This is a genomic window from Nonomuraea sp. MTCD27 (assembly GCF_041950495.1).
In the GTDB taxonomy this organism is placed as follows: Bacteria; Actinomycetota; Actinomycetes; order Streptosporangiales; family Streptosporangiaceae; genus Nonomuraea.
Map to the genome: position 1 here is coordinate 160,273 of NZ_JBGNUW010000015.1, position 20,987 is coordinate 181,259.

21 protein-coding genes are annotated in these 20,987 nt (G+C 70.8%); 15 read left to right on the forward strand and 6 right to left on the reverse strand.

The window, feature by feature from the left end; genetic code table 11:
- The first annotated feature begins 82 nt into the window (after positions 1–82).
- Complete coding sequence (locus ACBJ59_RS37925; protein WP_375114988.1) at positions 83–928, forward strand: MurR/RpiR family transcriptional regulator; 846 nt, start codon at positions 83–85, stop codon at positions 926–928.
- On the opposite strand, the gene ACBJ59_RS37930 is transcribed toward ACBJ59_RS37925, so the two are convergent.
- From ACBJ59_RS37930 to ACBJ59_RS37940, 3 genes are read right to left on the reverse strand one after another with little or no spacing between them, the layout of a single operon-like run.
- Complete coding sequence (locus tag ACBJ59_RS37930; protein WP_375114989.1) at positions 908–1,657, reverse strand: ABC transporter permease; 750 nt, start codon at positions 1,655–1,657, stop codon at positions 908–910. The two genes, ACBJ59_RS37925 and ACBJ59_RS37930, sit on opposite strands and share 21 nt — an antisense overlap.
- A complete protein-coding gene (locus tag ACBJ59_RS37935) occupies positions 1,654–2,607 on the reverse strand; it encodes an ATP-binding cassette domain-containing protein (RefSeq protein WP_375114990.1) in 954 nt (317 codons plus the stop codon). Before ACBJ59_RS37935 ends, ACBJ59_RS37930 begins: the two co-directional genes overlap by 4 nt.
- Before the next feature lie 18 nt (positions 2,608–2,625).
- Positions 2,626–3,156 (reverse strand): PadR family transcriptional regulator, encoded by a 531-nt coding sequence (locus ACBJ59_RS37940; protein ID WP_375114991.1) that lies wholly within the window; start codon positions 3,154–3,156, stop codon positions 2,626–2,628.
- Between the two features lie 53 nt (positions 3,157–3,209).
- Here ACBJ59_RS37940 and ACBJ59_RS37945 point away from each other — a divergent pair, with 53 nt between their 5' ends.
- From ACBJ59_RS37945 to ACBJ59_RS37960, 4 genes are all read left to right on the forward strand, one after another.
- The gene (locus ACBJ59_RS37945; protein WP_375114992.1) at positions 3,210–3,896 is read left to right on the forward strand and encodes an SDR family oxidoreductase; all 687 of its coding nucleotides are present in this window, start codon (positions 3,210–3,212) and stop codon (positions 3,894–3,896) included.
- 227 nt (positions 3,897–4,123) lie between these two features.
- Positions 4,124–5,446, forward strand: a complete 1,323-nt coding sequence (locus ACBJ59_RS37950) for a formimidoylglutamate deiminase (RefSeq protein WP_375114993.1) — start codon at positions 4,124–4,126, stop codon at positions 5,444–5,446.
- On the forward strand, positions 5,443–6,588 hold the full coding sequence (hutI, locus tag ACBJ59_RS37955) for an imidazolonepropionase (protein WP_375114994.1): 1,146 nt from the start codon (positions 5,443–5,445) through the stop codon (positions 6,586–6,588). Before ACBJ59_RS37950 ends, hutI begins: the two co-directional genes overlap by 4 nt.
- Before the next feature lie 106 nt (positions 6,589–6,694).
- Positions 6,695–7,636 carry an RNA polymerase sigma factor RpoD/SigA gene (locus tag ACBJ59_RS37960; protein WP_375114995.1) on the forward strand — a complete coding sequence of 314 codons (942 nt, stop codon included), beginning with the start codon at positions 6,695–6,697 and terminating at the stop codon, positions 7,634–7,636.
- A gap of 47 nt (positions 7,637–7,683) precedes the next feature.
- On the opposite strand, the gene ACBJ59_RS37965 is transcribed toward ACBJ59_RS37960, so the two are convergent.
- Positions 7,684–8,253 (reverse strand): TetR/AcrR family transcriptional regulator, encoded by a 570-nt coding sequence (locus ACBJ59_RS37965; RefSeq protein WP_375114996.1) that lies wholly within the window; start codon positions 8,251–8,253, stop codon positions 7,684–7,686.
- Between the two features lie 78 nt (positions 8,254–8,331).
- Here ACBJ59_RS37965 and ACBJ59_RS37970 point away from each other — a divergent pair, with 78 nt between their 5' ends.
- Together ACBJ59_RS37970 and ACBJ59_RS37975 are read left to right on the forward strand one after the other, a co-directional pair.
- On the forward strand, positions 8,332–9,135 hold the full coding sequence (locus ACBJ59_RS37970) for an alpha/beta hydrolase (RefSeq protein ID WP_364114615.1): 804 nt from the start codon (positions 8,332–8,334) through the stop codon (positions 9,133–9,135).
- Positions 9,136–9,145: 10 nt separating this feature from the next.
- On the forward strand, positions 9,146–9,907 hold the full coding sequence (locus ACBJ59_RS37975; protein WP_375114997.1) for an MOSC domain-containing protein: 762 nt from the start codon (positions 9,146–9,148) through the stop codon (positions 9,905–9,907).
- Here ACBJ59_RS37975 and ACBJ59_RS37980 read toward each other — a convergent pair.
- Complete coding sequence (locus ACBJ59_RS37980; protein ID WP_375114998.1) at positions 9,900–10,826, reverse strand: ABC transporter substrate-binding protein; 927 nt, start codon at positions 10,824–10,826, stop codon at positions 9,900–9,902. The two genes, ACBJ59_RS37975 and ACBJ59_RS37980, sit on opposite strands and share 8 nt — an antisense overlap.
- 210 nt (positions 10,827–11,036) lie before the next feature.
- Here ACBJ59_RS37980 and ACBJ59_RS37985 point away from each other — a divergent pair, with 210 nt between their 5' ends.
- The 7 genes from ACBJ59_RS37985 (at position 11,037) to ACBJ59_RS38015 (ending at position 19,536) form a co-directional block, all read left to right on the forward strand.
- On the forward strand, positions 11,037–12,392 hold the full coding sequence (locus ACBJ59_RS37985) for an ammonium transporter (RefSeq protein ID WP_375114999.1): 1,356 nt from the start codon (positions 11,037–11,039) through the stop codon (positions 12,390–12,392).
- Positions 12,389–12,727: a P-II family nitrogen regulator gene (locus ACBJ59_RS37990; RefSeq protein ID WP_020546578.1), complete on the forward strand. Its 339-nt coding sequence runs from the start codon at positions 12,389–12,391 to the stop codon at positions 12,725–12,727. Before ACBJ59_RS37985 ends, ACBJ59_RS37990 begins: the two co-directional genes overlap by 4 nt.
- 109 nt (positions 12,728–12,836) lie before the next feature.
- Positions 12,837–15,062, forward strand: coding sequence for a [protein-PII] uridylyltransferase (locus tag ACBJ59_RS37995; RefSeq protein ID WP_375115000.1), 2,226 nt, complete (start codon positions 12,837–12,839; stop codon positions 15,060–15,062).
- Positions 15,063–15,285: 223 nt separating this feature from the next.
- A complete protein-coding gene (locus ACBJ59_RS38000) occupies positions 15,286–18,144 on the forward strand; it encodes a nitrate- and nitrite sensing domain-containing protein (RefSeq protein ID WP_375115001.1) in 2,859 nt (952 codons plus the stop codon).
- Positions 18,145–18,165: 21 nt separating this feature from the next.
- Positions 18,166–18,588, forward strand: a complete 423-nt coding sequence (locus ACBJ59_RS38005) for a roadblock/LC7 domain-containing protein (protein WP_043616017.1) — start codon at positions 18,166–18,168, stop codon at positions 18,586–18,588.
- A gap of 26 nt (positions 18,589–18,614) precedes the next feature.
- Positions 18,615–18,977, forward strand: coding sequence for a DUF742 domain-containing protein (locus tag ACBJ59_RS38010; protein ID WP_364114627.1), 363 nt, complete (start codon positions 18,615–18,617; stop codon positions 18,975–18,977).
- A gap of 28 nt (positions 18,978–19,005) precedes the next feature.
- Positions 19,006–19,536: an ATP/GTP-binding protein gene (locus ACBJ59_RS38015; protein ID WP_364114629.1), complete on the forward strand. Its 531-nt coding sequence runs from the start codon at positions 19,006–19,008 to the stop codon at positions 19,534–19,536.
- Here the strand turns inward: ACBJ59_RS38015 and ACBJ59_RS38020 are convergent.
- Positions 19,533–20,327: a nitroreductase/quinone reductase family protein gene (locus ACBJ59_RS38020; protein WP_375115002.1), complete on the reverse strand. Its 795-nt coding sequence runs from the start codon at positions 20,325–20,327 to the stop codon at positions 19,533–19,535. The two genes, ACBJ59_RS38015 and ACBJ59_RS38020, sit on opposite strands and share 4 nt — an antisense overlap.
- Before the next feature lie 75 nt (positions 20,328–20,402).
- Between ACBJ59_RS38020 and ACBJ59_RS38025 the strand changes: the two genes are divergently transcribed.
- The gene (locus ACBJ59_RS38025; RefSeq protein WP_375115003.1) at positions 20,403–20,852 is read left to right on the forward strand and encodes a MarR family winged helix-turn-helix transcriptional regulator; all 450 of its coding nucleotides are present in this window, start codon (positions 20,403–20,405) and stop codon (positions 20,850–20,852) included.
- Positions 20,853–20,987 lie beyond the last annotated feature (135 nt).

Below are 20,987 nucleotides of genomic sequence, written 5' to 3' on the forward strand. Positions count from 1 at the left end.
GCGTCCCGATGCGGGAGTTCGTGACCTCCTTTGTTACCGAAGTGAGGGATGAGAATGCCCGGTCGGGAGCGTTGGAGGTGACGTGGCGGACGGAAATCACAGCAGCTATCACGGTGGGCTCAGCGTGCTGCTTGACGGCCGGAGGCTGTCGCCCGTCCAGCGCAGGATCGCGCACTATCTCAGCGAGAACCTGGATGAGGCGATCTTCCTGTCCAGCGTGGAGCTGGCCGAGCGGGCCGGGGTCAGCCAGCCCTCGGTGACCAGGTTCGCCATGGTGCTGGGCTTCACCGGATACCCCGAGCTGCGGCAGGCCCTGCGGCCGCTCGTGCTGGGCGGAGGCGCCGAGATGCCGCAGGAGAGCCTGCTGCGCGGGGCCATCGACTGCGAGATCCGCAACCTGGCCCTGATCAGGGAGCGGCTGGCGGCGTTCCCGCTCAAGGAGCTGGGTGAGCAGCTCGCCGCCACCGAGCCGCTACCCGTGCTGGGGCTGCGCGTCTCGTGCGGGCTGGCCACCACCTTCGCCTACTACGCCCGCCGCATCCACCCCGACGTGCGGCTGCTCACGCACGGCGGGTCGGAGCTGGCCGACGGGCTGCACGCGGCCCGCCGGGCCGGGGCCGAGTGGCTGGTGGCCGTGGTCCTGCCGAGATACCCGTCGGAGGCCGTGCAGGCCCTGGAGTACGCGGAGAAGCTCGGCCTCCGGGTGGTCGCCATCACCGACAAGGCCGACTTCCCGGCCGAGGTCGTGCTGGACGCCCCCGTGGGCGACCGGCTCGTGTTCGACTCGCACGCGGCGCCGCTGGCCCTGGCCATGGCCCTGGTGGAGGCCATCGCCGACGCGGCGCCGCTGCGTACGCAGGCCAGGCTCGACGAGTACGAGCGGATGGCCGGCGAGACCGGCACGTTCCTAGCCGGCGATCTTCCTTAGCGACCTCATCGACCACATCGTCGTGAGCACCGCCAGCACGATGAACAGGGCGAACGCGACCGGGATCGAGGAGTCCGCCAGCCGCCCGTCGAACAGCGCCCGCCCGGCCTCGACGGCGTGGTAGAGCGGGTTGACCGGGGCGAGGAAGCGCATCCAGTCGGGCGCGAACGAGATCGGCACGAACAGCCCGGCGAGCAGCATGATCGGCAGCATGAACAGGTTGAGCGTCTGCGACATGCCGTTCTCGTCGCGCACGGTCAGCGCCAGCCCCTGCGAGAGCCCGGAGGCGAACAGCCCGGTCGCGGCCATGAGCAGCAGCACCAGCACCAGCTCCACGAGCCCGATCCGCACGCCCATGGCGATGGCCACGATCAGGACCAGGATGGCCTGGAAGACCAGCACCACCATGTCCTTGGCCACCCGCCCGAGCACGATGGCCGGGCGCCAGGCGGGGCTGACAGCGTAGCGTTCGAGGGAGCCGTTGCGCAGTTCGGCGATCATCCCGAACCCGGAGAACAACGACCCGAACACGGCGATCATCATCATGGACGCCGGAGTGAACATGCGCAGCGCGTCCACCGTCGTGCCGCCCGGCGTCAACGTCTTCAGCAGCGGCGCGAACATCAGCAGGTACAGCACCGGCTGCATGATCCCGAAGATCGGCCAGATCGGGTTGCTGAACGACTTCTTCAGCTCGTAGCCGGTGAACAGGACGGTGTGACGGATCATGCGTCGGCTCCCGCGTCGCGAAGGGATCGGCCCGTCTTGGCCAGGAAGACGTCGTCGAGGGTGGAGCGATCGAGCGCGATCGAGCTCAGGCGCAGGCCCTGCTCCTCCAGCGCCCGCAGCAGGGTGGGCAGCGTGTGCTCGCCGTCGTCCGCGTAGACGCGCAGCAGGTCGTCGTCCACCCGGGTCTCGCGGGCCATCGGCTTGAGCGTCTCCGCCGCCCGCTCGGGCTCGTCCACCCTGAGCGTGATCACGTCGCCCGAGACCTCCCGCTTGAGGTCGGCCGGTGTGCCCTCGGCCACGACCTGCCCGTGGTCCACGATCATCAGCCGGTCGCACAGCGCGTCGGCCTCGTCGAGGTAGTGGGTGCTGAGCAGCACGCTCGTGCCCGCTTCGCGCAGCTGCCTGATGCGGTCCCAGAGGTTGGCCCGGTTCTGCGGGTCGAGGCCGGTGGTGGGCTCGTCGAGGAAGAGCAGCGGCGGGTTGTGCACGAGCCCGATCGCGATGGCCACGCGCCGCTTCTGGCCGCCGGAGAGCGTACGGCCCGGCCGGTCGGCCATCTCGGTCAGCTCGAACCGGTCGAGCACCTCATCGGTCGCCCGCCCCGGATCGGCCATGGAGTGGATCCTCGCGGCCATCATGATCTGGGCCCTGGCGCTCGTGGTGTCCTCCACCCCGCCGGCCTGGCTCACGTAGCCGAGGTTGCGCCGGATCGCGGCGGGTTCCTTGAGCAGGTCGTGGCCCGCGATGGTGGCCGTGCCGGCGTCGGGGGCGATCAGCGTGGACAACATCCTGATCGTGGTGGTCTTGCCCGCGCCGTTGGGCCCGAGCACGCCGAAGATCTCGCCCTTGGCCACCTCGAGGTCCACGCCGCGCACGGCCTCGACGGTCTGGGTGCCCTTCCTGCTCCTGGTGGTGAACGTCTTCCGCAGGCCATGTGCCTGGATGATCATCGGGGGGTTTCAGCTCCTTCATGGCAACTCGTCGGCCTCGACCCGCGGTATCGCCTTCTCCACCCAGTCGAGCTGGGCCTGGAGCATGGCCCGCTGCAGGCCGAGGTTCTCGTTGACGTGCTGAGGGGCGCCGTGTGCCAGCTTGACGCCGGTGATGTGTCCCATGGTCTCGACGTACATCTTGAGCTGGGCCATCCTGCCACGCAGCGCCGTCAATATCTCCTGCTTGTCCAGCCTGTCGATGAACGTCATCGCCACCTGGAACGGGTCCACGACGGGCTTGAGCTCGTGCCACGCCTGGAGGAGCATCCGGTGGAACTCCGCGCGGCCGAGGTCGGTCAGCGCGTAGACGACCTTGCCGCCCTTGCCCGCCTCGACGATCTCCAGCAGGCCCTCGTCGGCCATCTTGCCGAGGCCGTGGTAGATCGAGCCGAAGGCCACGTTGGTCCAGGTCTCGATCCCCATGACCTCCAGGCGCCGGCGCACGCCGTAGCCGTTCATGGGGCCGTCGAGCAGGGCGCCGAGGATCAGGATGCGCGTCGAAGACATGCTCAAGTTTGTATACAAATTTGAGTAATCGTCAAGCTCAATAAGCTGCCTTCATGAGTGAACGACCGACGGCGCTGGTCACCGGCGCCTCCCGGGGTGTCGGCGCGGCCGTCGCCCGCGCGCTGGCCCCGACCCACGACGTCATCCTGGGCGGCCGTGACCAGGAGGCGTTGACCGCGCTGGCGGCCGAGCTGCCCGGCGCGCGGCCCTGGCCGGTGGAGCTGACGCGGGTCGCGGCGGCCGACGTCGAGGGCGTCGAGCGGCTCGACGTGCTCGTGCACAGCGCCGGGGTCAGCTGGCTGGGCCGCATCGCCGACCAGCCCGCCGACGTGTGGCGCCGGACCATGGAGGTGAACGTCGTCGCGGTCGCCGAGCTGACCAGGCTGCTGCTGCCCGCGCTGCGGCGGGCCGGCGGCCACGTCGTGTGCGTGAACTCCGGCTCCGGCCAGCGGGCCAACCCCGACTGGGCCTCCTACGCCGCCAGCAAGTTCGCGCTGAAGGCGTTCGCGGACGCGTTGCGGCTGGAGGAGCCCGAGCTCAGGGTCACGACCGTCTATCCGGGGCGGACCGCGACCGACATGCAGCGCGGCGTGCGGGCGTACGAGGGCGGGGAGTTCGAGCCGGAGAAGTACCTCAGGCCGGAGACCGTGGCGCGGGCGGTGCTGGCGGCCGTCACGGCCGGGCCCGACGCCCACCTCACCGAGGTGACCGTCCGGCCCAGGGGCGGTCCCGTCAACTGAGCTGAATGGGTCCATTCGGCGCGGGCTCCGGGACCGGCGACACGCCCGCGCCGATCCGGCCCGCGGGAGCCGGTCACGACGCGGGAATCCTGGCCACGGCGGGCGTTCCCGGACACCACGCCGTCCGCCGGGAACCCCACCGGCGTGTCCGGTACCCCCGGCGAGCTCGCGGAGCGGGCAGACTGCGAGGCGGGAGTCGTGGCACTCGTGGACGTGCTGGAGGATCTGTGTCGCTGACCTACTGGTGCGAGCGGGCCTGGCTGCCCGACGGGGTCGCCGACGACGTGCTCGTCGAGATCGACGGCACCAGGATCAGCCGGATCGAGCAGGGCCCGCCGGGCTCCGCCGAGCGGCTGGCCGGGCTGACGATCCCCGGCCTGGCCAACGCCCATTCCCACGCCTTCCACCGCGCGCTGCGCGGCGCCACCCAGGAGGGCCGGGGCGACTTCTGGACCTGGCGCGAGCTGATGTACGAGGTGGCCGCCCGGCTCGACCCCGATTCCTACCTGCGCCTGGCCACGGCCGTCTACGCCGAGATGGCGCTGGCCGGGGTGACCTGCGTGGGCGAGTTCCACTACCTGCACCACGCCGAGGGCGGCCGGCCGTACGACGACCCCAACGCGATGGGCCACGCCCTCGTCCGCGCCGCCCGCGCCGCCGGCCTGCGCATCGCGCTGCTCGACACCTGCTACGTCTCCGGCGGCGTCGGCGCGTCCCTGTCCGGGGTGCAGCTGCGCTTCAGCGACGGGGACGCCGAGCGCTGGGCGGCCAGGGCCGAGCGGCTGGCCGCGGCCTACGAGGGGCAGCCCGACGTGGAGATCGGCGCGGCCATCCACTCCGTACGCGCGGTGCCGCCCGAGCAGATGCCCGTCGTGGCCGACTTCTCCCACCGGCACGCGGCCCCCCTGCACGTGCACGTCTCCGAGCAGCGCGCGGAGAACGCGGCCTGCGTCGAGATGTACGCCGCCACCCCCGTCCAGATCCTGCACGAGCGCGGCGCGCTGGGGCCGCGCTCGACCGCGGTGCACGCCACCCACCTGACCGACGTGGACATCGAGCTGCTCGGGCAGTCGGGGACGTACATCTGCATGTGCCCCACCACCGAACGCGACCTCGCCGACGGCATCGGACCCGCCAGGGCGGCGTGCGACCGTGGCGCGCAGATCACGCTGGGCTCCGACAGCCACGCCGTGATCGACCTGTTCGAGGAGGCCAGGGCGGTGGAGCTGAACGAGCGGCTGGCCAGCGAGCGGCGCGGCCACTGGCCCGCCGCCGACCTGCTCGCCGCCGCCACGGGCGCGGGCCACGCCTCGCTCGGCTTCCCCGACGCGGGCCTGCTCGTCCCCGGCGCCTGGGCGGACCTGGTGTCGGTACGCCTCGACTCGGTGCGCACGGCGGGCGCGTCCGGGGCGGAGGCGATCGTGTACGCGGCCACCGCGGCCGACGTGCACGCGGTCGTCTCCGGGGGCCGCCGCGTGGTCGCCGAGGGCCGCCACGTGCTCGGTGACGTCGGACCCATGCTCGCCCAGGCGATAGGAGACCTGCGATGACCACGACCCTGATCGACCGGATCGGGCTCCTCTACACCGGCGACCCGGAACGCGAGGAGCTCGCCGACGCCGCGCTCGTCATCGAGGACGGCCTGGTGGCCTGGACCGGCCCCGCCGCCGAGGCCCCGGACGCCGACGAACGCGTGGACGCCGGCGGTCGCGCCGTGCTCCCCGGGTTCGTGGACAGCCACGCCCACCTGGTCTTCGCCGGCGACCGGACGGCCGAGTTCCAGGCCCGCATGTCCGGCGAGCCGTACACCGGGGGTGGCATCAGGACCACGGTCGCCGCCACCCGCGAGGCGAGCGAGGCCGAGCTGGCCACGCACACCCTCGCCCTGGTGAACGAGATGCTCGCGCAGGGCACCACCACCGTCGAGATCAAGAGCGGCTACGGCCTGTCCGTCGAGCACGAGCGGCGCTCGCTGGAGATCGCCACCGGGCTGACCGACGAGACCACCTTCCTGGGGGCGCACGTCGTCCCCGCCGACGTGGACGCCGACTCCTACGTGCGGCTCGTGGCCGGGGAGATGCTCGAGGCGTGCGCCCCGTACGCGAAGTGGGTGGACGTGTTCTGCGAGCGGGGCGCGTTCGACGGGGACCAGACGCGGGAGATCCTGACGGCCGGGGTGAAGGCCGGGCTCGGGGCGCGGGTGCACGCCAACCAGCTCACCGAGGGGCCGGGGGTGCGCATCGCGTGCGAGCTGGGCGCGGCCTCCGCCGACCACTGCACCCACCTGACGGCGGCCGACGTGGACGCGCTGGCCTCCTCGGGGACGGTGGCGACGCTGTTGCCGGGGGCCGAGTTCTCCACGCGGTCGCCGTACCCCGACGCGCGGCGGCTCATCGACGCGGGCGCGACGGTGGCGCTGGCGACCGACTGCAACCCGGGGTCGTCATTCACGTCGTCGATGGCGTTCTGCGTGGCGCTGGCCGTACGGGAGATGCGGATGACGCCGCTGGAGGCGATCAGGGCGGCGACGTACGGCGGGGCACGCGCGCTACGCCGTACGGACGTAGGCTGGCTGCGGCGCGGAGCCCGCGCGGACCTCGTCGTGCTCGACGCCCCGTCCTACGTCCATCTGGCCTATCGACCCGGCGTTCCCCTTGTCCACCAGGTGTTTCAGAGCGGCCTCCTCCTTTAGGAGGACGACCAGAACCATCCCACGGTCGTAGCTGTTTAGGGAATCTTTGCTTCTGGCCGGACGTTGGCGGGATATAGAACGCAGCTGCGGAACGAGGTGCCTGGGGATGGCAAGGCCTACGGGGAGTCGCACGCAGGAGCAGCACGTCGCTGATCGCGATCTGCTGGGGACCTATTTGGCCGAGATCGGCCGGGTCCCGCTGCTCACGGCGGAGGAAGAGGTGGAGCTCGCCAAGCGGATCGAGGCGGGCCTGTTCGCCGAGCAGCTGCTCGACAGCGGGGGCACGGAGCCGCGCATCGGGGACGCGGCCGACGAGGAGCTGGAACGGCTGGCCATCTCGGGCCAGCGCGCCAAGGACGAGTTCATCCAGGCCAACCTGCGCCTGGTGGTGGCGGTGGCCAGGAAATATTCGGGCCGGGGGATGCCGCTCATCGACTTGGTCCAGGAGGGGAACCTGGGCCTTGTTCGTGCGGTGGAGAAGTTCGACTACCGGCGGGGATACAAGTTCTCCACCTACGCCACGTGGTGGATCAGGCAGTCGGTGGGCCGGGCCATCCACGAGCAGGCCCGCCCGGTGCGCCTTCCGACGCACGCCGGGGAGCAGATGACCCGGCTGATGCGGGTCCGGCGCGACCTGCTGGCGGAGTTCGACGCCGAGCCGACCGACGACGATCTCGCCGGGATCCTCGAGCTGCCGATCGAGCGGGTCCGTGAGCTGCGCCGCTGGGCCTCCGACCCGGTCTCGCTGCAGCTGGGGGTCGGCGACGAGGACGAGACGGAGCTCGGCGACATGATCGCCGACGAGACCTGGGCCGACCCCGAGCAGCAGGCCATCGACATCCTGGAGCGCGAGCGCCTCGACCAGTGGCTGACCGGGCTCGAGGGCTCCACCAGCGAGATGCTGCGGTGGCGGTACGGCCTGGTCGACGGGCGCGAGCACACGCTGACGGAGGTGGGGGAGCGCTACGGCATCGGCCGCGACCGCGCCCGCCGGATCGAGCGTGACGCGCTGGCCCGCCTCCGCAAGATGGCGACCGCGGCCGCCTAGGCTTCCCGGGTTTCACGGCGGCCGGGTCTGCCCCGGCCGCCGTTTCCTCATGAGTGGGTCAGAAGGCGGCGCAGGAACTCCTCGACCGCGGCCTCCGCCGTGGCGTGGTCGCCGCCCCTGGCCACCAGCAGGGCGCTCTCGTTGACCGCCGCCAGCAACATGTGCGCGTGCAGGTCGAGGAACTCGGGCGGCACCGCCCCCGTGGCCTGCAGGGCCGACTTCAGCATGCCGAACGAATGGCGCTCCTCCAGGGCCCGCCAGCGCTCCCACCCCAGCACCGACGGCGCGTCGATGAGGACGATGCGCTGGACGACCGGGTCGCCGGCGAGCCTGATCCAGGCCAGCACGCCGGCCCGCAGCGATTGCGCCGGATCCTTCAGGCCGCGGACCGCCTGCACGATCTTGACGCCCACGGCCGCCTCCGTGGCCTCCAGCACCGCCTCGAACAGGGCTTCCTTGCCCGCGTAATGGTGGTAGAGCGCCCCTCTGCTCAGCCCCGACTCCTGCAGCACCGTCTCGATCGAGGTGTCGTCGTAGCCCCGCTCGGCGAACAGCCGCGTGGCGATGGTCAGGACCCTGTCGCGGGTGGCCGCGCCGCGTTCGGCCTTGAGGTTCATGGATCCCAGTCTAGACAAACCGACTGTCGGTCGGTAATTTCGTAGACCGACAGTCGGTTTGTAATCGGGAGGGTTTCCATGGACGGCATCAATTACGTGGACGTCGGGCAGGGGCCGGTCAGCCTGTTCGTGCACGGCGTCGGCACCAGCTCCCACCTGTGGCGCAACGTCATCGCCGAGCTCCGCGACGAGCGCCGCTGCGTGGCCGTCGACCTGCCGGCGCACGGCGGCAGCGCCGTACGCGACGACCTCTCCATCCCCGCGCTCGCCGAGGCCGTCGAGGAGCTCTGCGAGCACCTCGGTCTCAGCGAGGTCGATCTCGTCGCCAACGACACCGGCGGCGCGGTGGCCCAGGTCTTCGCCGTACGCCACCGCGAGCGCCTGCGTACGCTCACCCTCACCAACTGCGACGTGCACACCAACACGCCGCCCGAGGCGTTCCGGCCCACCGTCGAGCTGGCCGCCAGGGGAGAGCTGGCCGCGCTCACCGCCGCCGTGCTCGACCAGCCCGAGCTGCTGGCCAGGACCGCGTTCGGCGACGGCTACGAGCGCATCGACGACCCGGCGGCGCTGGTCGACGCGTACCTGCGGCCGATCTTCGCCAAGCCGGACGGCGGCCGCGCGTTCGAGCGGCTGCTGGCCTCCATCGACGCCAAGGACCTGATCGCCATCGAGCCGCAGCTCACCGTGCTGACCGTGCCGACGCTCGTGGTGTGGGGCACGGGTGATGTGTTCTTCGACGTGAGCTGGGCGCGCTGGCTGCGCGACACGATCCCGGGCGTTCGGGAGATCGTGGAGATCGACGGCGGGCGGTTGTTCTTCCCCGACGAGCGGGCCGCCGAGCTCGTGCCCCATCTGCGGCGGTTCTGGGCCCAGCCGTAGGCTCGTCGGCATGCATGTCGAGACGCTACGCCGTTATCCGGTCAAGTCGATGCTGGGGGAAGAGATCGCCGAGAGCGAGGTGACGGAGCGGGGGCTCGGCGGAGATCGGGCGCGGGCGGTGCTCGACGTCGCCACCGGGAAGATCGCCAGTGCCAAGAACCCCCGGCTGTGGCGCGGGCTGCTGGCGATCGAGGGCGCGCGGGTGCCGGGCGACGCGGAGCTGTCGGAGCTGCTCGGGCGCGAGGTCCGGCTGATCGACGTGCCGCCGGAGGGTGCCGAGCTCGAACGGTCGGTGCCGGAGGAGGTGCTGGCCGAGGGCATCGAGGCCGAGGTGCCCCACACCATGACCACGATCGGCACGGGGTCCCCCGAGGGCACGTTCTTCGACTTCGCGCCGGTTCACCTGATCTCCACGTCCGCTCTTGAGCGGATCGGCGCGCTCGGCCCGCGCGGGCACGTCGAAGCCCTCCGCTACCGGCCCAATCTGGTGATCGCGACCGAGGCGGAGGGCTTCGTGGAGAACGACTGGGTGGGACGCGGGCTGCGCGTCGGCGACGACGTGCTGCTGCAGGTCATCGTGGCCACCCCGCGCTGCGCCGTCCCGACGCTGGCGCACGGCTCGCTGGGGCGCGACGCCGACGCGCTGCGCACGGTCTCCCGGCACAACCGGGTGCCGGTGTTCGACCTGGAGCCGCAGGCGTGCGCCGGTGTGTACGCGCGCGTCGTGCGGCCCGGCCTCGTCAGGAAGGGCGATCAGGTACGGCTCACGTGAGCGGCGTCAGATACTTGTCCAGGTCGTCAAGGATCTTGCCGGCCGCCGTGACGCCGATCCCGAGCATCCAGATCTCGTCGTCCACGTTGTGGGCGTTGCCCGACTTGACCGCTTCGAGGTTCTTCCACAGGGGCCCGCCGGTCACCTCGGCCTGCGACTTGGCGGCGGCCTCGCCGTACGCGCTGTAGAAGACCGCGTCCGCGTCGGCCTGGGCGATGTTCTCCTGGCTCAGCTTGCCGAAGCGCTTGTCCTCCTGGCTGGCGAGCTGCTGCACCTCGGGCCTGGGGATGCCCGCGTCGCCGACGACGATGCCGCTGAACGACTCGGGGCCGTACATGCGGATCTCGGTCGGCATGAACCGCACGATGCTGACTTGCAGCTTCGTGAACTTGGCACCCACCTCCTTCGCCCGCGTCCCGTACGCCGACAGCAGCTGCTGCGCCTGGTCCTTCTTGCCCAGCGCCTCGGCGTCGAGCAGGAAGTTCTCCTTCCAGGTGACGCCGACCCGCTCGGTGAACACGGTCGGGGCGATCTTGGCGAGCTTGTCGTAGAAGGCGGCCTGGCGGAACTTGGAGCCGAGGATGAGGTCCGGCTTGAGCGCCATGATGGCCTCGATGTTGAGCTGCTGGAGCGTGCCGACCGCCTTCGTGCCGGCCAGCGCGGAGCCGAGGTATTTCGGCCACGCCTGGTTCTCCTGGGCCTGCGCGGCGCCGACGGGGGTCAGGCCGAGCGAGACCATCGTGTCGAGCTTGTCGGTGTCGAGCACGACGACCCGCTTCGGGGTCATGGGCACCTTGGTCTCGCCCATGGCGTGCTTGACGGTCCTGGTGGGGCCCTCCTCCTGGGAGGTGGTGGAAGTACCACAGGCGGCGAGAGTGAGGATGGGGAGCATGGCGGCGACGGCCAGGCTGAGACGCATGGGCATTTCCTTGATCGCTAAGGTTAGGCAACCCTAAGTGTCTCATGTCCGGTATAGCGCTTCCGAAATCGGTGGCGTGAGAAGCCCGAAACGTACGCGAAACACCAGCGCGGCGAGATTCACGAATGTGAAACACGCCTGGTCGAGCCACGAAACCCCAGGCGAACACGCTGTGGCCACACGTCACATGTAAGAAGGAGGGTCGCTTCGATGATCGACAGCGGCACTACCGCCTGGATGCTGGTATGCACCGCCCTGGTGCTGCTGATGACTCCGGGCCTCGCGTTCTTCTACGGGGGCATGACAAGGGCCAAGAGCGTCCTGAACATGATGATGATGTCGTTCGTCAGCATCATCGTCGTGACGGTCGCCTGGGTCTTGTACGGCTACTCGCTCGCGTTCGACACGGCCGGTGATGGCGCCGGCTTCGTCAACAAGATCGTCGGAGGACTCGACTATGTCGGTCTGAGCGGGGTGTTCAACGCCGTCTACGAAGGACTGATCGTCGAGGGCGGCAGCGTGACGGCCGAGGCCGCGGCAGCGGACAACTTCCCGCTGATGGTGTTCTCGGCCTTCCAGCTCACCTTCGCCATCATCACCGTCGCGCTGATCAGCGGCGCCATCGCCGACCGGGCCAAGTTCGGCGCGTGGGTGGTGTTCTCCCTCGTGTGGGCCACGGTGGTCTACTTCCCCGTCGCTCACTGGGTCTGGGGCGGCGGCTGGCTCACCCAGCTCGGCATCGAGGACTTCGCCGGCGGTACGGTCGTCCACATCAACGCCGGCGCCGCGGCCCTCGCGCTCGCGCTCGTCCTGGGCAAGCGCAAGGGCTGGCGCAAGGAGCCCATGCGCCCGCACAACCTGACCCTGGTGCTGCTCGGCACCGGGCTGCTGTGGTTCGGCTGGTTCGGCTTCAACGCGGGATCCGAGCTCGCCCCCGACCAGACCGCCGGTCTGGCGTTCATGAACACCCAGATCGCCACGGCCGTCGCCGCCGGTGCCTGGCTCGTGGTGGAGAAGCTGCGCGACGGTCACGCGACCACGCTCGGCGTCGCCTCCGGCGCGGTGGCCGGTCTGGTCGCCATCACGCCCGCCTGTGGTTTCGTCGACCCGTGGGCCGCCCTGGTCATCGGCGTGCTCGCCGGCGTGGGCTGCGCCTACGCCGTCGGCCTGAAGTACAAGGCCGGCTTCGACGACTCGCTCGACGTGGTCGGCGTGCACCTCGTCGGCGGTGTGATCGGCGCCGTGGCCCTGGGCTTCGTCGCGGCCTACCCGTTCCTGCCCGGCCAGAACAAGGGCATCCTGATCGAGGGCGGGCAGGTCAGCCAGCTCGGCCTCCAGGTGCTCGGCCCGGTCGCGGTCGGCGGCTACTCCTTCGTGGTCTCCTGGATCATCGGTAAGATCATCGACAAGACGATGGGCTTCCGTGTCGCCGAGGAGTCCGAGGTCACCGGCATCGACATCACGACCCACGCCGAGACCGGCTACGACCTCGGCACGGTTCACGCCTCCGGCGTCAACTCCCCCAACGGTCCCGCCGCACCCGCTCCGAAGAAGGTGGACGCATGAGGCTCATCACGGCGATCATCAAGCCCTTCAAGCTGGATGACGTGAAGGCCGCGCTGGAACAGTTCGGCATCAAGGGGATGACGGTCAGCGAGGCGAGCGGCTACGGCCGGCAGCGCGGCCACACCGAGGTGTACCGCGGCGCCGAGTACCAGGTCGACCTGGTGCCGAAGGTCCGGCTGGAGGTCCTCGCCGAAGAGGATGACACCGAGGACGTGATCGACGTCATCGTCAAGGCCGCGCACACCGGCAAGATCGGTGACGGCAAGGTCTGGTCCGTGCCGGTCGACACCGTCATCCGCGTGCGCACCGGAGAACGGGGTCCGGAAGCCCTGTGAGGTACCTGGCCGACGAAGTCCAGGTTGAGTTCCGCAGGGTTTTCCTGATGGATCCGCGGCGATGCTCGGACAACGGCGTCCGGGCGGAGCTCGGCAAGGGGGCACAGTAGTGAGGGGAGAGGCCCGTTCGTACGCCGCGGCCCGCAAGGAGCGGGCCGCGGACACCGACCGCTGGCTCAAGGATCTCTTCCGCACGGCGAGCGACGGCGACCACGTCTCACTGGTCGCCGTCGGGAGCCTGGGCAGGGGCGAGCTGGCGCCCGGCAGCGACCTCGACCTGGTGCTGCTGCACAACGGCCGGGCCGACGTGGCCAGGATCGCCGACCGGATCTGGTATCCGATCTGGGACTCGGCGGTCAACCTCGACCACTCCGTACGCACGGTGGAAGAGGCGGTGTCCGTCGCCAGGCAGGATCTCAAGGCCGTGCTCGGCCTCATCCAAGCCAGGCACGTGGCCGGTGACCCCGAGCTGACCAGGAAGGCCAGGGAGTCCGTGCTGGCCGAATGGCGGGCCGACTCCCGGCGCAGGCTCGGCGAGCTGCGTGACGCGGCCGACAAGCGGGCCCAGGTCAGCGGCGAGCTGGCCTTCCTGCTGGAGCCCGACCTCAAGGACGGCCGCGGCGGGTTGCGCGACGTCCAGGCGATGCAGGCCGTGGCCGCCGCCTGGGTCGCCTCGGCGCCGGGCCCGCGGGCGCGGGAGGCGTACGAGCTCATCCTCGACGTGCGGCACGCGCTGCACATCGTCACCGCGCGCGGCACCGACCGGCTGGTGCTGCAGGAGCAGGACGCGGTGGCCGGACTGCTCGGCCTGCTGGACGCCGAAGCGCTGATGCGCAGGCTGGCCGAGGCGGGCCGCACGATTTCCCACGCGTTCGACGCCACCTGGCGCACTGTTGACAGGCTTCTGTCAGGCCCGGCTCCCCGGGGCCGCCGCCCGCTGGCGGACGGCGTGGTGGAGCATGGCGGCGAGGTCGTGCTCGCCAGGGGGATCGACCCCCGAAAGGACCCGGTGCTGGTGCTGCGCGCCGCCGCGGCCGCGGCCGACTCCGGGCTGCCGCTGGCGCCCGCCACGGTGTCCGTACTCGCTGCTCAGTCCGCTCCGATGCCGGTGCCGTGGCCCGAGGAGGCCCGCGACGCGCTGGTGTCGATCCTCGGCGCGGGCCGGGCCGCCGTGCCCGTGTGGGAGGAGCTCGACCAGGCGGGCATCCTTGTCAAGCTGCTTCCTGACTGGGAGCGCGTACGCCACCGCCCCCAGCGCAACCCCATTCACCGCTTCACGGTCGACCGCCACCTGATCGAGGCCGCCGCGAACGCCGCCAGCCACACCCGCGAGGTCTCCCGTCCCGACCTCCTGCTGATCGGGGCGCTGCTGCACGACGTCGGCAAGGGCTGGCCGGGTGACCACTCCGCGACCGGCGAGGTCGTGGTCCGCGACATCGCCACCCGCATCGGCCTGCCCGCCCAGGACGTCGAGACGCTGGCCACCGTCGTACGCCACCACCTGCTGCTCCCCGAGACCGCCACCCGCAGGGATCTCGACGACCCCGTGACGATCGAGAAGGTCGCCGCGACGGTCGGCACGCGGGAGGTGCTCGACCTGCTGGCCGCGCTGGCGGTCGCCGACGGCAACGCGACCGGTCCGGCCGCGTGGAACAGCTGGAAGGCCGGGCTCGTCGCCGACCTGGTGCGCCGTGTCAGGTCCGTGCTGGCCGGCTCGCCGCCGCCCAAGCCGCCCACCCTCTCGCCGGAGCAGGCCGCGCTGGCCCGCCACGGCGGCGGCGCGATCCGGGTCAACGGGGGAGCGGTCACGGTCGTCGCCCCCGACCGGGTGGGCCTGCTGTGGAGCGCCGCCGGGGTGCTGTCCGCGCACCGGCTCGTCGTGCGCTCCGCCTCGTCCGCGTCCGCGGGATCCACCGCGGTGATCGAGTTCTCCGTCATCCCCGAGTACGGTTCCCCTCCCGACCCGGCGACGCTGGAGTCCGATCTCCGTCTCGTCCTTGCTGGCCGTCTTGACATAGAGCAGCGGCTGGCCCGCCGCACCCGCTCCTTGCGGCCGCCCCGCGTACCCGTGGCCCCACCTCGGGTGACACTGGTCGACGACGCCTCCGCCACCGCCACCGTGGTGGAAGTCAGGGCCCATGACAGGCCGGGACTCTTGTGGCGTATAGGACGGGCGTTCGGGGAGTGCGGTCTTGACGTGCGAGCCGCTCGCGTGGAGACTCTCGGCGCGGAGGCAGTGGACGTCTTCTATGTTGTGGACCGCGCTGGTCGCCCCCTCAGCGACGAAGCGCAGAGGGCTCAAGTCCGCGATCAAGTCCTTGCCGCACTGCGATAACCAATAGCACACGACAAACGGTCACGTTTGTAACGATTGTGTCCGAAATGCCTGGTAAGTCGGATGCTGCGGATACCTTGTGGACGGCTTGAAGACCCGTTGCTGACGGGACGATTGAGGGGTAGCGGAAGCGGTGACTACGGGGAAGTCCAGCAGCGGCCCGGCCGCGGAGCGGGATCGCGAGAAGCGGTCATTGCCGCGGCTCGGCCTGCGAAATTGGCGCGTGAGGTGGCGGCTCACCGCCCTCATCCTGGTGCCCACCATCGCTGCCGTGGTGCTCGGGGGAGCGCGCGTGGTGGGTTCGGTCCAGAGCATCGGCGTCTACGACCTCACGGCCACCTCGGCGGAGCAGGCCGGCCGCATCCGCGACCTCGTCCAGGCGATCGGTCTGGAGCGTGACACGGGCGGCTGGATCGGCGCCAACCGGGCGATGCGCAAGTCGCTCGCCGCGCCTTTCGCGCAGCGCAAGGCGGCCGTGGACACGCTGGTCAAGGCCGTACGCTCCGACCTCGACACGATGGACGACGCCTACGGCCCGCGCGTGATCAAGGCCGCCGCCCAGGCGAAGTACGACCTGGGCCGCCTGTCCAAGATCAGGAGCGAGGGCCAGGCCAACACCATCCGCTACGACTTCCTCACCGACACCCTGATCAAGCTGCACGACGAGCTGGCCCTGATGTCCGACGACTCGCAGATCGTCGGCCAGTTCCGCGCGCTGAGCGCGCTGGTGTCGGCCAAGGAGGAGATCTCCCGGCAGCGCGTGCAGCTCCTGCAGGCCTCCTACGACGGCGATCGGGTGGACGCGAAGGCGGTCGAGCAGTTCATCGCCTCCAACGCCCGCCAGCAGAGCGACATCTCCACCGTGGGCGTCGAGGCCGGCGTCGAGGTCGGCCTGGAGCTGTCCAAGGCCCTCACGTCCAACCCCGAGTACGTCAACGTCCAGCTCACCAAGTCCCGCGCGGTCACGCTGGCCAGCGGCCGGGCGCCCGGCGCGGTGCTCAACGACAACCTGATCTCCGCCAGGGCCGAGCGCGAGAGGTGGTTCAAGGAGAACACCGTCGCCGTCGACGTGCTGCACGGCATCGAGAAGGAGCTGGCGGGCAAGGTGAACCTGCGCAGCCAGGAGCTGCGCGAGTCCGAGATCCGCAACGCGATCATCGCGGGCGCCCTGATCCTGGCGCTGCTGCTGATCGTCCTGCTTCTCACGGTGGCCATCGCCCGCTCCATGGTGAGCCCGCTGCGCCGGCTGCGCACCGAGGCCCTGGAGATCGCCGGCTTCCGGCTGCCGGACGTCGTGCGCCAGCTCCGCATCAGCGGCGACACGTCCGTGCGCGACGTGCAGCCGATCGAGGTCGAGGGCCAGGACGAGATCGGCGAGGTGGCCAGGGCCTTCGACCAGGTGCACCGGCAGGCCGTGCGCCTGGCGGGCGAGGAGGCCGAGCTCCGCAGCAACATCAGCTCGATGTTCGTCAACCTCTCGCGCCGCACGCAGACGCTGGTCGAGCGGCAGATCTCGCTGATCGACGGCCTGGAGAAGGGCGAGCAGGACGGCGGCCGGCTGTCCGACCTGTTCAAGCTCGACCACCTGGCCACCCGCATGCGCCGCAACTCCGAGAACCTGCTGGTCCTGGCCGGTCACGAGGCCACCCGCCGGCGCAGCCAGCCGGCCAAGCTGGTCGACGTCGTACGCGCCGCGCTGTCGGAGGTCGAGGGCTACGAGCGCGTCCAGGTCCGGGTCCACCGGGCCACCTCGGTGCTCGGCAGCTGCGCCAACGACCTGGTCCACCTGGTCGCCGAGCTGGTCGAGAACGCCATCCAGTTCTCCCCGAGCCACTCCCAGGTCACGGTCACCAGCAGCCTCATCGAGGGCGGCGGCGCGCTGCTGTCGGTGAGCGACACGGGCATCAGCATGACCGAGGACGAGCTCGCCGAGGCCAACCGCCGCCTGGCCGAGCCGCCCGTCGTGGACGTGTCGGTCTCCCGGCGCATGGGCCTGTTCGTGGTCGGCCGCCTGGCTCTGCGTCACGGCATCCGGGTGCAGCTCAGGAAGGGCGAGGGCAGCGGCCTGATCGCCATGGTGCTGCTCCCGCCCGCGCTGATCGCCGACGGCCAGCAGCAGCCGCTGCCGCAGCGTCCAGCGTTCGGCGGCGGCACCGTGCCCAGCCAGGCTGGCGCGCCCCTGCAGAACGGGGCGCAGAACGGCTCGTTCAGGTCGTTCGGCAGCTTCGACTCCCACGAGCCCGGGCCGGCCAGGCAGCACTCCCAGGACCCCTTCGACGGCAACGGCCAGGCCCGGCCCGCGCCCGGGATGTTCGACGGCGGGCCCGCGCGGCAGGGACCGGGGACGTTCGACAGCGGGCCCGCGCGGCCCGCTCCGGGGACGTTCGACAGCACGCCGGGGACGCACAGGCCGGCGTTCGGGGCGTTCAACTCCGACCCGGGCAGGCCGGAGGTGAACGGCTTCACCGCCGACACCGACGGTGGCTCCCACCGCAGGCAGTCGCCGTCGTTCGACTCCGGCGTCTACCCTTCGTACCCCAGCCCGGGCTCCTACCCATCCGGTAATGGCGCGTTCCAGACGCCGCCACCGCCGCCGTCGTACCCCACGAACGACGTGCGCACGCCGGACCCCGCTCCCTCGGTGGACATGTCGCCGATGGAGCAGGAGCAGGAGGAGTACCTCCCGATCTTCGCGTCGGTGGAGTCGGCCTGGTTCCGCCGGCCGCCGGAAGAGCAGTCGCCGCCGCCCGCGGTCGCGGGCGAGCCCACGCCCCCGAAAGCCGTACCCTCTGGGGAGGAAGCGTGGCGAACGGCCGCAGACGCCGGATGGCGGGCGGCGGCCGCAGCGAGCGATCCCAGTCTCGGCGGCATCACTGCCGCCGGGCTGCCCAAGCGGACCCCCAAGGCCAACCTGGTGCCTGGCACGGCGAGCCAGCCCGCGCAGCAGCAACAGCCGCAGCGGCCGGCTCCTCCGGCTCCCCCGGTCTCAGCAGACCGGGTGCGTAGCCGGCTGGCCAGCTATCAGCAGGGTGTGCGACGGGGCCGCCAAGAAGTACGTGGACAGGAGGAACAGAGTGAGTAAGCGTCCCGCCGGGGAGGATGCGTGACAACCCTTAGCCATGAGGCGCACAGGTTCGACTGGCTGATCACCGACTTCGTACGCAACACGCCCGGAGTCGCGCATGCCGTCGTCGTCTCGGCGGACGGGCTCTGCCTGGCCGCCTCGGAGGGCTTCCCTCCGGACCGGGCCGACCAGCTCGCCGCGGTCTCCGCGGGCCTGCTGAGCCTGACCGTGGGTGCGTCCAGGGTGTTCGAGGGCGGTGCGGTGACGCAGACCGTCGTCGAAATGCAGCGCGGGCTGCTGCTGGTCATGGCCATCAGCGACGGCTCGGTGCTGACGGTGCTGGCGGGTCCGGATTGTGACATGGGCCTCGTGGCGTACCAGATGACGTTGCTGGTAGACAGAGCGGGACAGGCGCTCACGCCGGCCTTGCGCGCGGAGCTGCAGGCCGCCAGGACCCGGTGATGTGATGGAACTGATGGGAGAGGGCCGTGTACGGCGCTGACGGAATCGGGGACGAAGAGCCCCTGTTCCGTCCTTACGCGGTGACGGGCGGCCGATCCGAGCCGCGCTATCACCTCGCGATGGAGACGTTGATCTCGTCGATGTCGATCCCGGACGACGAGATGGCCATGCTCACCCCCGAGCAGGAGGCCATCATGCAGCTCTGCAGGTCGTTCCGGTCGGTCGCCGAGATCTCGGCCCTGCTCCGCGTCCCGCTGGGCGTGGCGAGAGTGCTCGTGGCGGACATGTCCGACGAAGGGCTTGTCCGCCTGCACCAGCCACGCCTCAGCCAGGGACAGCCAGACCTCAACATGCTCGAAAGGGTGCTCAGTGGACTACGCAGGCTCTAGCCCTGGCCTCACATCGACGAAGATCGTCGTGGCCGGGGGCTTCGGCGTCGGGAAGACGACGTTCGTGGGGGCGGTGTCGGAGATCCTCCCGCTCACCACGGAAGCGGTGATGACCGACGCGTCCGCGGGCATCGACGACCTCGGCATGACGCCGAACAAGCAGACCACGACCGTGGCGATGGACTTCGGCCGCCTGTCGCTCGACCGTGACCTGATCCTCTACCTGTTCGGCACGCCCGGTCAGCACCGGTTCTGGTTCATGTGGGACGACCTGGTGCGGGGTGCGATCGGCGCCGTGGTGCTGCTCGACACGCGCCGGCTCGCCGACAGCTTTCCGGCCATCGACTACTTCGAAGAGGCCAAGCTGCCGTTCGTGATCGGGGTCAACGGCTGGGACGGGCAGTTCCCGCACTCCGACAACGAGGTCAGGGAGGCGCTCGCGCTGTCGCCGCACGTGCCGATCGTGCGCACCGACGCCCGCAACCGCGAGTCGGTCAAGGCGACGCTGATCTCGCTGGTCGAGCACGTCGTACGCCTGCGGGCGGCACCCGTCCGCTAGCTCGCCCAGGGCGCCTCCTCCAGGGAGTTGAGCACCGGGACCAGCTGCTCCTCCTCATAGGCGAAGTGGGCCTCCATCTCACCGGCGATGCGGTCGAGCGTCGCCGGGTCGGTGGCCCCGCGCAGTTCCTCGATCAGTCCGGCGATCACGGCGTGCTCGTCGCGCAGCCGGTCGAGGGGCTGCTTCAGCTCTGGGAACAGCTTTTCCAGGTGCGGGAAGGCCACGCGCTCCTCGCCCGTGTGGTGGAAGGTCAGCGCGTCGCAGAAGGCCAGGCAGTGCGCCCGCAGATCGGCGGCGGGCGCCTCGCCGGCCCGCAGCCCGGCCAGCTCGCCCCTGAGGTGGTCGTGGATCCTGACCAGCTCGTCCCCGAACGCCTGCAGCCGCTCGCGCTCGGGATGGAGGGCGATGACCGGGATGACCCGGTCGGTCTGTGCCTGGTACGCGGCGAAGGCCGGGTCGAGGGCCGCCTGGCGGGCGTACACGCGGTCGCGCTCCGCACCTTCGAGCGGCACCGCCCGGGCCGTGAACGTCTCCTCGCCGAGCTCGACCGTGACCCTCGGGTGCGCCACCACGTTGTGATACCAGGCCGGATGCGCGTCGCCGCCCGCGTTGGAGGCGAACACCAGGACGCGCTCGCCGTCGCGCAGGTAGACGGCCGGGTTCGTCCGCCGCCGGCCCGATCTGGCGCCCACCGTGGTCAGCAGCACCAGCGGGGCGCCCTCGAACATGCCGCCCACCTTGCCGGCGTTCGCCCGGAACTCCGCGATGACCTGCTGGTTGAAATCCGTCATCTCACTATCCTTTGGGGAGGCCAGGTTCATATTTGCTTTGCAAGCAAAGCTAATTTAGACAGCAAGGTGGTCGGGATGTCAACTGACGGCTTGAGCGTGGACGACGGGATCAGGACGTTGCTGCTGCTGATGCCGCGCATGGTGGGGCGCGCCAAGCGGCTGAAGGTGCCGGAGGCGGTGCAGGCGCTGTCGCTGGCGCCCCGGCATCTGTCGCTGCTGGCGTACCTGCTGTTCGACGGCCCGATGACGGTGAACGAGCTGGCGGCGCGGCTGGAGGTGGCGCCCGCGACGGTGAGCCTGATGGTGGGGGAGCTGAGCAGGAAGGGCGTGCTGGAGCGGCGCGAGGACGACGCGGACCGGCGGCGCACGATCGTCAGCATCGCCGCGCTGCATCAGGCGGCCATCGACGAGTGGCTGGGCTACGGCGCCAAGGCGTGGCGGCGGGCCCTGGAGCCGCTCACGCCGGAGCAGCGGCGCCTGTTCGTGGACACGCTGCGCGCCTACGAGCAGGCGCTCTCCGGCTGACGCGGGATCTGCGGGCTTCCCGGCCGGCGCGGGGTCCGAAGGGGTGCGGTCAGGCTGACGCGGGGTCCGAAGGGGTGCGGTCAGGCTGACGCGGAGTCTGAAGGGGTGCGGTCAGGCTGATCGGGGTCTGCAGGG